The sequence below is a fragment of the Pseudomonas sp. MBLB4136 genome, assembly GCF_051904765.1.
Lineage (GTDB): Bacteria > Pseudomonadota > Gammaproteobacteria > Pseudomonadales > Pseudomonadaceae > Aquipseudomonas.
In genome coordinates, this window is the sequence record NZ_CP196713.1 from 4,751,480 (window position 1) to 4,765,340 (window position 13,861).

Genomic DNA, 13,861 nt, shown 5'->3' on the forward strand with positions numbered 1-13,861 from the left:
TCGGCGTCACCGTCACAGCTGCTCGGCAGACTTGTCGGTGGGGTTGGCGATGAGCTTCTTCAGCTCCGCGCTCATGGGGAAGTTCAGGTTCAGGCCCTTCGGCGGGATGGGCTGCATGAACCACTTGTCGTAGATGGCGCTGACTTCGCCGGACTGGTAGGTGGCGGTGATGGCGCCGTCGACCAGCGCCTTGAACGCCGGGTCGCCCTTGCGCACCATGCAGCCGTAGATCTCGTAGGACTGCGGGGTGCCGACCACGGCCCAGTCGGCCGGCTGCTTGGCCTTGGCCATCTCGCCGAACAGCAGCGCGTCGTCCATCATGAAGGCCACCGCGCGGCCGGACTCGAGCATCAGGAAGGACTCGCCATGGTCCTTGGCCGAGATGATGTTCATGCCCATCTGCTTCTCGGCGTTCATGCTCTTGAGCAGGCGCTCGGAGGTGGTGCCGGCGGTGGTCACCACGTTCTTGCCGGTCAGGTCGGCGAAGTCGCTGATGCCCGAGCTCTTCTTGGTCAGCAGGCGGGTGCCCACCTCGAAGATGCCCACGGAGAAGTCCACCTGCTGCTGGCGCTCGACGTTGTTGGTGGTGGAGCCGCACTCCAGGTCGACGGTGCCGTTCTGCACCAGCGGGATGCGGGTCTGCGAGGTCACCAGGTTGTAGCGCACCTTGAGCTCCGGCAGCTCCAGCTTCTGCTTGATCGCCTCGACCACCTTCAGCTGCAGGTCATGGGAGAAGCCTACCGGCTGCTGCGGGCTGTCGCCGAAGTAGGAGAAGGGAATGGAGGCGTCGCGGTGGCCCAGGACGATGGTGCCGGACTCCTTGATCTTCTTCAGGGTGCCGGTCAGTTCCTCGGCCAGCGCCGGGGCGCTGAGCAGGCCGGCGGTCAGGGCGAGGGCGACGGTGCGGGAAAGCGTGCTCTTGGTCATGCGGATTCTCACTGTTGTTGTTATCGGGCGGCCGGCCAGGTGGGTGTCGGTCGGCCGGAAGGCGTTGGCGTGCCTGCCGTGAGCTAGAGCAGGGAGCGTGCCAGCTGCGTTTTCAATTTGTCGAGTTGCTTAACTATCTGAAAATAAAGGGAAAATACATTTATTGGGTGGGTGTGGCCGAGACGCTGCGTTCGCCACGGCGAACGCGGGCGCCTTGTGCATTCGGAAAACCGAACGGTGTGGGTGGGAATACTGAGGTGCAGGCCGCCTAGGGTGGAAAATGGCGAAGCCTTTTCGGGGGCATCGAGGCCACTCGCAGGTGGCCGGTGATCCGGTTTCGGCGCTTGCCGCGCGAAACCCGACCCTATGAGCGACGCAGTGAATCGGCAAACAGGGGGGAAGGGGTGGAGCGCTATTCGGCTTCACCCATCAGATGAGCAGAGCAACGTCAGGCGTCGATATCGCTCCACACCGCGAACTCATTGCCGCCGGGCTCGATGAAGTGAAAACGCCGGCCCCCGGGGAAGGCGAAGATGGCCTTGCTGATCCGTCCGCCGGCCCGCTCGACCTTGGCCTGGGTTTCCTCCAGAGCGGCGCTGTAGAACACCAGCAGGGCGCTGCCCTGGTCCTGCTCCGCGCACAAGTCTGCTTTGAAGAACCCGCCATCCAGGCCCTGGTCGGCAAATGCCGTGTACTCCGGGCCGTAATCGGTGAAGGCCCAGGCGAACGCCGCCTCGAAGAAGGCCTTGGTCGCGGCCAGGTCCTTGGCCGGGAATTCGACGTAGTTGAGTTTTTCGTGCTGCTTCATCGTGCTGTTCTCCCTTGGCTCACCGGGGCAGGCCTATAGGTTCAGCATAATTGAGCTTGTCTGCCCTTTCGCTTCGCCCATGGAACTGCTGGGCAAGCAACGCGTTGCCCACCCTACGCCCCCGGCGCCTCCTCCCCCCAGCGAAGCGGCCGTAGGGAGGAAGACGGCGAAGCCTTTTCCACCGTGAGTTGCAGGCTACTCGTTGCGCCGCGTCCTCATAGCGGAAAGGCCACACAGCCCGCGCCCGGCGTCTGGCGACGGACGGTCATGCAGGGGGGGCGCTATTTGTGTCGTTACGCTATACTGCGCCGCCTTCAAATCCGCCGGCTCGCGGGTTTGACCCAAACATGACAAGCCACGCCCCTGTGCGTGGCTTGTTGGTTTTTGACGCGCCGACAGGCGCCAGATGAAGAGGCACGACGATGAGCGCACTGGTTGGCGTGATCATGGGCTCCAAGTCCGACTGGTCCACCCTTAGCCACACCGCCGAGATGCTGGACAAGCTGGGCATTCCCCATGAGGTCAAGGTGGTTTCCGCCCACCGCACCCCGGACCTGCTGTTCCAGTACGCCGAAGAGGCCGAAGGCCGTGGCATCCAGGTGATCATCGCCGGTGCCGGCGGCGCCGCCCACCTGCCGGGCATGTGCGCGGCCAAGACCCACCTGCCGGTGCTCGGCGTGCCGGTGCAGTCGTCGATGCTTTCGGGTGTCGATTCGCTGCTGTCGATCGTGCAGATGCCGGCTGGCATCCCGGTCGCCACCCTGGCCATCGGCAAGGCCGGTGCGGTCAACGCGGCGCTGCTGGCGGCGAGCATCCTCGGCCACCAGCACCCGGAGTTCCACGCGGCGCTGAAGAAGTTCCGCCAGGAACAGACCGAGACCGTGCTGGACAATCCGGACCCGCGTCAGGCCTGAGTGGCTGCGGCACGGCGCCTCCGCGCGCCGTGCCTGGCTCGGCATGCCCGGGGGCTGGGTGTAGAATCCGCGTGCTGGGCGGCGCGCGACGCACACCTGCTTGCTCTCGCCACCCATTGAAAGGGGCTTTCTAGATGAAAATCGGTGTAATCGGTGGCGGTCAGCTGGGCCGCATGCTGGCCCTGGCGGGCACTCCGCTGGGCATGAACTTCGCTTTCCTCGACCCGGCGCCGGACGCCTGTGCCCAGGCCCTGGGCGAGCACATCCGCGCCGACTACGGCGACCAGGACCACCTGCGCCAGCTGGCCGACGAGGTCGATCTGGTGACCTTCGAGTTCGAGAGCGTGCCGGCCGAGACCGTGGCCTTCCTCTCGCAGTTCGTGCCGGTCTACCCCTGCGCCGAATCGCTGCGCATCGCCCGCGACCGCTGGTTCGAGAAGTCGATGTTCAAGGATCTGGGCATTCCCACCCCGGAATTCGCCAACGTGCTGAGCCAGGCCGACCTGGACGCCGCGGCCCTGAGCATCGGCTTGCCGGCGGTGCTCAAGACCCGCACCCTGGGCTATGACGGCAAGGGCCAGAAGGTCCTGCGCAAGCCGGAAGACGTGGTCGATGCCTTCGCCGAGCTGGGCAGCGTGCCGTGCATCCTCGAAGGTTTCGTGCCGTTCAGTGGCGAAGTGTCGCTGGTCGCCGTGCGCGGCCGCGATGGCGAGACGCGCTTCTACCCGCTGGTGCACAACACCCACGACAACGGCATACTCAGCCTGTCGATCGCCAGCACGGACCACCCGCTGCAGGCCCTGGCCGAGGACTACGTCGGCCGCGTGCTGAGCAAGCTCGACTACGTCGGCGTGCTGGCCTTCGAGTTCTTCGAGGTCGACGGCGGCCTCAAGGCCAACGAGATCGCCCCGCGGGTGCACAACTCCGGGCACTGGACCATCGAGGGCTCGGAGTGCAGCCAGTTCGAGAACCACCTGCGCGCCGTTGCCGGCCTGCCGCTGGGCTCGACCGCCAAGCTCGGCGAGAGCGCCATGCTCAACTTCATCGGCGAAGTGCCGGCGGTGGACAAGGTGATCGCCATCGACGACTGCCACCTGCACCACTACGGCAAGGCCTTCAAGATCGGCCGCAAGGTCGGTCACGCCACCCTGCGCTGCGCCGACCGGGCGACCCTGGATGCGCGCATCGGCGAAGTCCAGGCGCTGATCGCCGGGGCCTGATGCGGCCTGCCCCGGCGCCGTCCAGCGACGGCGCCGGGGCGCTCATGCGGAACCTCTGGGGCGCCTGCCCGTCTGATGGCCTAGCGCCACGGTCATCTGGACCGTGGCTTTCCATCTGTCCGGAGGGCACGCCATGGGCATCATCGGTATCATCTTCATCGGCCTGATCGTTGGCCTGATCGCACGTTTCCTCAAGCCCGGCAACGACGGCATGGGCTGGATCATGACCATCCTGCTGGGCATCGGCGGCTCCATCGCCGCGACCTACGGAGGCCAGGCCCTGGGCATCTACGAGGTCGGCCAGACGGCGGGTTTCATCGGCGCGGTGGTCGGCGCCGTGGTCCTGCTGATCATCTATGGCGCGATCAAGAAGGGCTGAGCCAGGCCCCTGACGGCATCTGCGAGTATTCCCTATGCGTTATCTGCTGCTGATTCTGCTTGTACTGAGCCATCTGGCGCTGGCCGAGCCGGCCGAAACCGACTGGCTGGAGCTGATGCCGGAGGAGGACCGCCTGGCCCTCGAGGCGATGCCGGAGATCAGCCACGACGGCGCGGAGCAGGACAGCGCCTTCTATGCTCCCGGCGGCCTCAAGCAGCAGGACAAGGACCTGCCGGCGGTGATGTATTCGACCAAGACTGTGGCGGCGCTAGACGGCAAGCCGATTCGCCTCGGTGGCTACCCGGTGCCCCTGGAAAACGACGCCGAGGGCCGCAGCACCCTGTTCTTCCTGGTGCCCTATCCCGGCGCCTGCATCCACGTGCCGCCGCCGCCGCCCAATCAGCTGGTGCTGGTGCGCTACCCCCAGGGCATCGAGCTGCAAGACATCTACGCGCCGCTGTGGGTCAGCGGCACGCTCAAGGTCGAGCCGGTAAGCAACGAACTGGCCGATGCGGCCTACGCCCTGGATGCCGGCTCGGTGCGCCTGGTGGAGGAGGCGGACCTCTAAGGGGCGGCGATCCGCGCGCGTAGGGTGCGCCGCGCGCACCAAGCATATGGTTGCCGGTGGTGCACATGGTGCACCCTACGGGATGCCCGGTCGTCAGACTCGTAGGGTGCGCTGCGCGCACCAAATGCCTGGTTGCCGGTGGTGCACATGGTGCACATGGTGCACCCTACGGGATGCCTGGTCGTCAGTCGCGTAGGGTGCGCCGCGCGCACCAAGCACATGGCTGCCGGTGGTGCGCATGGCGCACCCTACTGGTCCGTGCGTCGGGCCGGACGGGCCGCAAGATCCTCCCTTTGCCTATGCTTGAAGCCAGGTGTCCCTTTCGTGCCGGCTGCCTGGCTCCTGAGCACGGATCGGCCAGCGCCTGCCCGGACACGGGGAGCGAGCCATGACACAAGGTCTGGCGATTCTGCTGTTCACGGTATTCGCCCTGCTCAGCGGCGCCCTGCTGCGTTTCTTCCTGCACGGCAGCAAGGTGCCCTATTCGGTGGCCCTGCTGCTGCTCGGCCTGCTCCTGGGCGCGCTCGCTCAGCAGGCCTGGCTGCCGTCCTGGGCGGCGGAGTTCGGCCAGAGCATCGAGCAGGTGGCCGGCATCGAGCCGCAACTGATCCTGTTTCTGTTCCTGCCGGCGCTGATCTTCGAATCGGCCTTCGCCATGGAAGTGCACCTGTTCCGCCGCATGCTGGTGCAGATCGCCCTGCTGGCGGTGCCCGGCCTGCTGATCGCGACCCTGCTCACCGCGCTGCTGGTGCGCCTGGCCCTGCCCCTGGACTGGAGCTGGCCGGTGGCGCTGATGTTCGGCGCCCTGGTCAGCGCCACCGACCCGGTGGCCGTGGTGTCGCTGCTCAAGGAGCAAAGCTCGCGCAAGCGCCTGGAGACCCTGATCGAGGGCGAATCCCTGCTCAACGACGGCACCGCCATCGTTTTCTTCGTGCTGTTCTACAGCATGCTGGTGGGCGGCGCGGTCGATACGGGGATCGGCTCGGTCAGCCTGGAGTTCCTGCGGGTGGTCTGCGTGGGCGCCCTGGTCGGCCTGCTGGTGGCGGCCGCGGTGGTGTACTGGGTCGGCAAGGTGTTCAACGATGCGGTGCTGGAAACCGTGGTGACCATCGCTGCGGCCTACCTCGGTTTCATCGTCGCCGAGCACGGCTTCCATTCCTCGGGGGTGGTGGCGGTGGTGACCACCGCGGTGCTGCTGGCCGGCGTCGGTCGCACGCGCTTCAGCCCCGAGGTGATGCACTACCTGCGGCATTTCTGGGAAATGCTCGCCTATATCTTCAACACCCTGATCTTCCTGCTGGTCGGCATCATCATCGCCCGCCTGGTGGCGCCGCCGTCGCTGGGCATGTGGCTGAGCCTGCTGCTGCTCTATCTCGGGGTGAACCTGATCCGCGGCACCACCATCGCGCTGCTCTCGCCGCTGCTGGCGCGCCTGGGCATCGGCCTGACCCGCGACAAGGCCATCGTCCTCACCTGGGGCGGCCTGCGCGGCGCGGTGGCCCTGGCCCTGGCGCTGTCGGTGGCGCAGCAGAGCCAGATCGACGCCGAGATCCGCGAACAGGTGCTGTTCCTCACCGCCGGCCTGGTGGTGCTGACCATCGTGATCAACGGCGGCACCATCAGCGCCCTGCTGCGCTACCTCGGCCTGGCCCAGCTGCCGGCGGCCAAGCGCGCCACGGTACTCAAGGCCGAGGGGCTGATTCACAGCGAGGTGGCCGACCTGCTCAGCTTCCTGCGCCGGGACGAGCTGCTCGCCGACGCCGACTGGGCGAGCATCGAGCGCAGCCTGCAGGGGCTGCGCCTGAGCCCGCAATTCCAGGCCAGCGAGCCGGGGCCGGAGGAGGACCTGGAGATCTTCTACAAGCGCCAGCTATTGGAGAGCGAGCGGCAGAACTACTGGAACCAGTTCGGCCTGGGGCTGCTCGACCATGGCGCCGCGGGGCGCCTGGTCGAGGCGGTGGAGGCGGCGCTCGACGGCACGCCCGACCTGGGGCCGCGGCGCAAGCTGCAGACGCTCTGGTCCGATCCGCCCTGGCTCGAGCGCCTGGCCCGCTGGGGCTGGCTGCATCGCACGCGCTTTCGTCACCTGGCCGCCGTCTACGGCACCCTGCGCGGCTACCTGCAGGCCCAGCAGGCGCTGCTGAGCCTGGCCGCCGACCTGGCCCCGGATTCAGCCATGGCGGCGGCCGCGCAGCGGCAGATCGCCGCCAACCTGGAGCAGGCCCGGCAATGCCTGGGGCAACTGCGTCGTGAACATGGCGCCGCGGTCGGCCAGTTGGAGACCTATACGGCGCTGCGCCTGCTGCTCAACCGCCAGCGCGAGGCGGTGCAGCACCTGGCGGACGAGGGCGTGCTGGAGCCGGCGGAGAGTCGCAAGCTGATCGAGCGGGTGGAGCAGCAGATGTTCGAGCTGGCCCGTGGTCGCGCCGACGCGCTGGATCGAAAAGGCTAGGGCGCTGGCCACTGCGCAGTGGGCCGGGTGTTGCTGAGGGGGCGTTCGGGGGCTGTTCGGGCGAGGCCGGTGGCCCAGGTGAAGGCGGCGCGCGCCATCACCCGGGCCCGTCCAGTGGAAGGGGCGGGACCGGTAGAGGAGCCCCGGTCCCGCGGGCGCTTTACGGAATGAGCACGCTGTAGTCCTCCACTTCGCCGTAGTCGAAGGTGCCGCAGGCGTTGGGCGCGGTGTTGTAGCGCATGGCCACGCGCATGCGGGTCTTGCCGCTGGTGGCGCCGGCCGGGATGTTCAGGGTGCCGTTGATCACCGTGGTCTTGGCGCTGCCGGAGCTGTACACCTGCTCGCCGGCGTCGCTGAAATCACCGTCCCGGTTGAGGTCGATCCACACCTTCCAGTACTGCTTGTAGGCGGTGCCGGCGAACTGCGGGGTGAGGGTCAGGCTGTTGTTGCCACGCAGCACATTGATCTGCTGACCGGTAAAGTCGCTGTAGCTGCTGGCGCCCGAGCTGTTGCTGAAGCTGCCGAGCTGCACCTTGCCGATCCACTCGTGGCTGGCGCTGCCGCTGGCGGCACTGCAGTACTGCGCCGGCGGCGTGCCGCCATCCTTGTTGATCACCAGGAAGCTGGCACTGACCGCGCCCCAGGCGCCGGAGCTGTCGCGGCTGCGCACATAGACCAGGTGCTTGCCTTCGCTCAGTCCCGCGGTGACCAGGCTGCCGGTGAAGCCCTCGGTGGCGCTGTTGAAGCTGCCGTCGCTGGCCTGCAGGGCCGCCGGCGTGGCGCCGGATTCCCAGGGCGCCTTGTCGATGTAGACCTCCACCGCGTCGATCGCCTGGGTGCTTTCGCTGCCGTTGCTGTTGTTGAAGCGGGCGTCGCTGGCCGTGCCGCTGATGGTCACCGCGGTGCCGGCCGGTACGCCGGTGGTGGCGGCGCTGCCGCTGAGGCTGAGGGCGGTCACGTCCGGCCCGGAGGGCGTGAGGTAGGGGGTGCGCACCACCTTGGCGGCGTAGACCAGCGCCGGCAGGTTGTTCGGCTTGATGGTGTTGGTGTAGGTGCTGCAGTTCTGGAAGAACTGGGTGCCCAGCTCGAAGGTGTAGGCCGCCACGCCGAGTTCGCCATAGCTGATGCCGTCGCTGGTGCCGTCGGTGGGGTAGAGACCGATGGACTGCTGCGGGCTGTAGCCGTTGAAGAAGGCGAACTTGCGACCCAGGGTCTGCAGGGCTGTGCCGTTGGGCGCCGGGGTGCTGGTGTCGCCCCAGGGCCAGAGCACCAGTTCGCTGTAGCTGTGGATATCCAGGTGGATGCCGCTGGTGTCACTGGGCGCCGCGTCGTTCTTGCCCGGGCCGCGACGGTCCGGCCACAGGCCGCGCACGTAGTTCTCCAGGGCCTGGATTTCCGGCTCGGAACCGGCGCTGGGGCCACGGTAGGTGTCGTTGCACTGGCTGCCGCTGGAGCCCTGGCCGTTGGTGCTGTTCCAGCCGAAGGTGAAGTTGCGGTTGAGGTCGGCGCCGCGGCTGTTGCTGGTGGCGCCGCAGTAGTTCTGGTTGGTGTTCTTGCGCCAGGACAGCCCGGTCTCGGCCTTCTTGCGGCCGTCCGGGTTGGCCATCAGCATGATGTGCACCTCGTGGTGGTCGAGAATCCAGGTGGCATCGGCATCCTGGCCATAGCCGTCGACCAGCCAGCGGGCGAAGTCCAGGGTCAGCGCCGCGGTGGTGTACTCGCGGGCATGGATGGCGCTGTTGATGAACAGCTTGGGCTTGTTGCCGGTCTTGGCCTGGTTGGTCAGCTTGAGCACGCGCATGTCGTGGCCGCCCAGGCTGTTGCTTTTCTCCCAGGAGTCGCCGACATCCAGCCACTGCGCCAGGGTCGGCTTGCTGCTGGCCATGCCGGCGGCCACCGCGAAGGTTTCCTCCACCGTGGCGTAGCAGGAGTAGCCGGGAATACCGCTGGCGGCGGCGCTGCTGGTGCTCATGCTGTCGCTCGACTTCGCCTGCTGTTTCAGCAGCAGGCGGTTCTGCATGTTGGTCAGCACCTGATTGCGCTTCTCGATGAACTCGCTGGCCGGGGCGAAGGTGAAGCCGAACACCTGCAGCTTCTGCATCTCTTCGTCGTTCAACTCCATCACCAGGTAGCCGTCGTTGTAATGCGATTCGAGCATCTGGCCGTGGAAACTGATGGCCGCCTTGCGGGCCACCTCCTTGTTGGGGAAGAACGCCTTGTAGATCTTGTTGGAGGCCTTCTCCTGCTCGAGCAGGAGAAAGTCGTCCTGCGAGGCGTTGGGGGCAGCCAACGCCAGGCCGGTATTGACACTGGCCACCAGCAGGGCGATGGCAGAGAAGGTGTGTAGAGCTGTCTTCATTATTCATTTCCTTCGAATAAAGTTGCTCGGCGAAGCGGGATGGGCTTCGCGATGGGAAGAGTTCTTGTGGAACTCAGGACGGCTAGGGCATGCATTCCGCTGCCAGCCGGGAACGGGGTCAGTACTTCCTCAACTGACCCCGATCGGCTACTGGTGCCAGCGCGGGCAGGGAACCGTTGCAAAGTAGAAGTGCTCTAATTTGCTGTCAATTTCCGGCTAAGTCCGCAGAAAACACGGCTTTTTGGGCATTCAGTAGGCTATAAGCGACAGCCTGCGCGTGGCGCAGAGAAACCGCGGCGCGGTCCAGCGCATTGCCTGGTTTTTTGAATCAATCGGTTAGCGCCGCCGATGGATGGCGAAGGATTTCGCGGCGTTGGCAGCCAGATAAATGACGGCCGCGCCGGCGCCTTAAATTGCCGTTACTTCGCGCGCGGGAAGTGTCGAATCGATCACGGAGATATAAGGATATGTCGCATTCACGAAGATCAGTGCTGGGCAGCCTGCTCGACAAGCTGGCGGCCTGTGGCTTGGCCGCCCTGCTGACGGCCTGCGCCGTCGCCGAACCCGCGCCGCAGCTGTCGACCGAAGCCCAGCGCCTGGCCCACGAGTGGCAAGCGATGCGCGCCAAACCGGGGCATTTCACCGGCGGCGCGTGGGACGACCAGGTCGACAAATGGCAGGGCGCCAAGCACCTACTGATGCAGCAGCTGCTCGACCTGGCCTGGGCCGAGCACTACGACGCGGCGCAGCTACAGGCTCTGCTCGGCACCCCGGACCGAGTCTGGACGCCGGCGTCGAAAGGATATGCCGACGGGCTGCGCCAGACCGAATGGCGCGGCCAACCCACCGGCGAACTCTGGGCCTACGACTGGCGCGGCCAGCACGACCAGCTGCTGTTCGCGGTGGAGGGGGAGCAGCTAAAGGCGGCGGGGTGGTTGTTGATGTATGAGTAAGGGGCGTTTGGGGGGTTGATGAGGGGCTGGTCTATTTTTTGGAAATAAACTTGTCCCCTTTCTCTAGAAACTATTGGGTTTGCGGTATGAATTTCTTCTGTTTTTTATCGAAAGAGTAAATAACAAAATCTCCGCCTTGAGGGGTTCCACAGTTTAGAATTACCTCCTCGCGATTCGTTGAGTGGAGGCTGTCAATGTTCATAAATATAGGGGTCATGAAAAATCCAAAATCACAACTTTCTTGTGGGTTGAACTCCTGAACAAGTTTTTCTGAATTTCTATTTATGACTTTTATCTTGGTTATTTTTACTCCTGAGTTGCTAGGCTCATAAACTCCAATGAAGCTGTGTTGTAGTGTTTGCCCCCAGAATGGCACTTCCATGGTGCCATTCAAGTTCCCGTTTTCAGTGTTGTCAAGACTGCCGATCATGCTCAAATTGACTGTGAGCTTCTTATTGCCTCTGCGCCACTCGCCGACTGCGCCACTTGTGGTGAGAGTTAATAAAAAATGGCATGCACTTGTATTAATATTTTCTTGTGTGCCTTGTATAAATATCGAATTGAAGTCGGAAGAGCTGTGGGTCTCGCAAAGCTCTATATTGCCATCTTTGTTTTGCTTGCCATATAGTGGGATGGGCTTTAATTGCTTGTTGTAATAGTAGCTGCCGTTGAACTCAAGGCCGCTGCCAAAATTTTTATAGTGCTGCAGTGAAATGGTTACAGGGTATTTGCCTATGTGACCGCTATAATTTTTCACCTGATACCAGCCGGCTCCATTTGCATGAGATACAAACAGTAGAAGGCTGATGTGTAGGCTATACATCAGAAAATATTTTCTCAACATGGTAAATCCTTTTGAAGTGATTCTGGCGCTCTTTATAGCTTTTGGTTTTCAAGTTTATTATCTTTGTAATGTTGTCTACTTGTGTGTCTGTATCGCCTTTGTCGGCAAGTTCGTGCAGTCTATTTGAGAGCCAAAAATATACGCCCGCTCTGACGGTGTATTTGTCTTGTTCGGATATTAAATCAGGGCTTTCTTCGAATTTCGTATCTTCATTCCAGAATGCTCTGTGGAATTTTTCAAATGCTCTATAGTTGGATCGTCCAGTCAAGTGCTTAAGGCCCCGACCTCTATATGACCAGCCGTCACCAGTAGCCACATTTCCATTTCCATTTTTATTGGCGTAAGCCCGGTTGGCGATAGCTATCTGGTTTTCTGGTGATACATACTTAGTATCACTGTATCCATATAGGTCTGCTTCGGCATGATTGTTTATAAAATATCCAAAAAGCCCTTTTAGGGCTGTGGCGCTATATGTGAAATCATTTTCTATAATTTTGCAGCTCGCCCCCACCTCTTGCCTGACTTGCGCAAAGAAATGGCTCAGGCGTAACACTGTGTCCAGCTTATATTTGTCCGAGTTTTGGTTTAACTGACTTGCCATTTCTGCGAGCAAAGTATCTTTCGTCGTTGTTCCCTCTAATCCTTCGAAAACTTTCTTGAGCATTTCGATAGTTATATTAATTTTATTACCTTTAATAAGATTGCCAGCCAGCGTAGCCGGCTGAAAATGCCACGCCTTCCCATCCCCCCTAATCCCATGCCTGCCTGCCAGATCGCTCCACCAGCTCAGTTTCTCGATCCGCTGTTTTTCCACTTCCCATATAGGATTTGGCTTGCCGGGTTGTTCTGCCAGCAACGGGTCGAGTTCGTCCCATTTGCTCTTGTCCCAGTACCACTCGCTCTCGTACTTGGTGATGAGTTGACCCAGCACTTGGGCGTGCCAGGGTTTGCCGAGGGCTGCGCGAATTTCGTCGCTGGTTAGTACGCCGTCTTTGTCGCTGTCGACGATGTCGAAGAGACGGGCAATGGCCAGGACAGGGCCGCCGTCGGCCTTGTTGATCTGGGTGCGATAGTTTTGCTTTTCCTCCTCACTCAGCATGCCTTTGGCGTTGAAGGTATAGGCGAGCTTTTCGACCGGTGTGCCAGTGTCTTCGATGCATTGGAAACCTGGCCATTCCCATGGGCTATGGCGCGTGGTGATGAGGTCCTGTTCAGCAAGCCAGCCGTTGATGAGGTTGCCATCCTTGTCGGCGAACAGCCCGTCCAGACGCCACCAGTTGGTTGTGTTGGTCGTACTGCTGCCGGAGGCCGCGTTGCTGACCTTGATTTTGTGGGTGGCCGGCAATCCGTCCAGCAAGGCTTGTGGAATGATCAGGTCTACACCGATCCGGTTGCCCGGATCGCCTTGTTTGGGTGGGTTGTCGGGCTTGATATCGTCACGGTGCGAGATCAGCCGACTGGCATCCTTGTGGACCTTGAGCAGGGTTTTATCGGCATCTGGCAGGGTACGGGCCCAGGCTTGGCTTTTGCTGATAAAGCCAGGCACGTCTTCGCAGCTGAACACTTCCAGATGCAGCAGAGGTTGTGCTGCGCCGTTGTGGTTTTGATAGGTGCCTAGATGACCGATCAGGTCGCCGGCCTTGATCGCGATGCCTGTGTCCAGCACCACCACACTGTCCTTGGCTTTGGGTTCGAGCTGGGCCTTGAGCAATTTGAAGGCGACAAAGCCGGGTAGCTTGCCTTCGCTGTCTGGCGTCAGGGCCGGTTCGGCTGCACCGCTGACGATGCTGAGCAACTTACAGAAATCGCCCCCTGAATGGCTGACGGTAACCTGCGCACCTTTGCTCAGCACCGCCAATTTCGCCCCGTTGGTGTTGGGCTCGGCACGGACATTGAGGCCTTGATCCTTGGTGTCGACTATATACGTGTCCGCCCCCCAGAATGTTGGCCGGGGGAGGCTTGATTTGGCCTGATAGGCGGCCCAATCCTGCAGGTGCATATACAGGCTGTAAAAGGTCAGCGCGGGGGGGGACTGTTCGCTGGTTGTTGCGCCTCCGTTGCTCGGTCGGGGGGGCTGAAGCCTATGTTTGACCAGGACGAACCCCGAAGAAAATGGTGCGCGCTTGACCATGGGAACATCGTCGCGGTACTCGCTGATCGGGTAGCTGTCATTAATTCGGTAGGCGATCACCTCGCCGTCGGCGATGCAGCGCACGCTGGATTGATCGAAGACTGCGGCGGTGCCTTTGTCGAAATGCACGCCGCCATGCCATAGACCGTTTTCGCCTGTCGGGTAGTAGCCACCACTGGCCTTGGCCATATTGGTCAGATACTGCAGAGGGTTGATCGCCGTCCCCGTGTTTGGAAACGGATACGCCCAGTTGATCGGTTTGCTGTCTGCCATGATTTTTCCAAATCCCTAATCCTTGTGTGCAAG

The 13,861-nt window shown here is 62.6% G+C and carries 11 protein-coding genes; 6 read left to right on the plus strand and 5 right to left on the minus strand.

All coding sequences use genetic code 11. The annotated features are described in order from the left end of the window. Positions 1–12: 12 nt before the first annotated feature. The gene (locus ACSX1D_RS21755) at positions 13–927 is read right to left on the minus strand and encodes a glutamate/aspartate ABC transporter substrate-binding protein (RefSeq protein WP_439860417.1); all 915 of its coding nucleotides are present in this window, start codon (positions 925–927) and stop codon (positions 13–15) included. Positions 928–1,375: 448 nt separating this feature from the next. Beyond that, positions 1,376–1,735, minus strand: a complete 360-nt coding sequence (locus ACSX1D_RS21760) for a VOC family protein (RefSeq protein ID WP_439860418.1) — start codon at positions 1,733–1,735, stop codon at positions 1,376–1,378. A 422-nt stretch (positions 1,736–2,157) separates the two neighbouring features. On the opposite strand from ACSX1D_RS21760, the gene purE reads away from it, so the two are divergent. From purE to ACSX1D_RS21785, 5 genes are all read left to right on the plus strand, one after another. Next, a complete protein-coding gene (gene purE, locus ACSX1D_RS21765; protein WP_208707751.1) occupies positions 2,158–2,649 on the plus strand; it encodes a 5-(carboxyamino)imidazole ribonucleotide mutase in 492 nt (163 codons plus the stop codon). Positions 2,650–2,783: 134 nt separating this feature from the next. Then, positions 2,784–3,869, plus strand: coding sequence for a 5-(carboxyamino)imidazole ribonucleotide synthase (locus ACSX1D_RS21770; protein ID WP_208707752.1), 1,086 nt, complete (start codon positions 2,784–2,786; stop codon positions 3,867–3,869). A gap of 133 nt (positions 3,870–4,002) precedes the next feature. Further along, positions 4,003–4,248: a GlsB/YeaQ/YmgE family stress response membrane protein gene (locus tag ACSX1D_RS21775; RefSeq protein ID WP_208707753.1), complete on the plus strand. Its 246-nt coding sequence runs from the start codon at positions 4,003–4,005 to the stop codon at positions 4,246–4,248. Positions 4,249–4,282: 34 nt separating this feature from the next. Continuing rightward, entirely contained in the window at positions 4,283–4,816 is a 534-nt protein-coding gene (locus ACSX1D_RS21780; RefSeq protein ID WP_439860419.1) for a DUF3299 domain-containing protein, read from the plus strand. 388 nt (positions 4,817–5,204) lie between these two features. After that, entirely contained in the window at positions 5,205–7,268 is a 2,064-nt protein-coding gene (locus ACSX1D_RS21785; protein ID WP_439860420.1) for a cation:proton antiporter, read from the plus strand. Positions 7,269–7,428: 160 nt separating this feature from the next. Here the strand turns inward: ACSX1D_RS21785 and ACSX1D_RS21790 are convergent, their stop codons facing one another. After that, complete coding sequence (locus ACSX1D_RS21790; protein ID WP_439860421.1) at positions 7,429–9,627, minus strand: M14 family zinc carboxypeptidase; 2,199 nt, start codon at positions 9,625–9,627, stop codon at positions 7,429–7,431. A gap of 467 nt (positions 9,628–10,094) precedes the next feature. Between ACSX1D_RS21790 and ACSX1D_RS21795 the strand changes: the two genes are divergently transcribed. After that, on the plus strand, positions 10,095–10,580 hold the full coding sequence (locus ACSX1D_RS21795; RefSeq protein ID WP_439860422.1) for a hypothetical protein: 486 nt from the start codon (positions 10,095–10,097) through the stop codon (positions 10,578–10,580). Between the two features lie 70 nt (positions 10,581–10,650). On the opposite strand, the gene ACSX1D_RS21800 is transcribed toward ACSX1D_RS21795, so the two are convergent. Then, positions 10,651–11,424, minus strand: a complete 774-nt coding sequence (locus tag ACSX1D_RS21800) for a hypothetical protein (RefSeq protein ID WP_439860423.1) — start codon at positions 11,422–11,424, stop codon at positions 10,651–10,653. Continuing rightward, entirely contained in the window at positions 11,396–13,828 is a 2,433-nt protein-coding gene (locus tag ACSX1D_RS21805; protein WP_439860424.1) for a hypothetical protein, read from the minus strand. The genes ACSX1D_RS21800 and ACSX1D_RS21805 overlap by 29 nt, the downstream gene beginning before the upstream one ends. Positions 13,829–13,861: the final 33 nt, after the last annotated feature.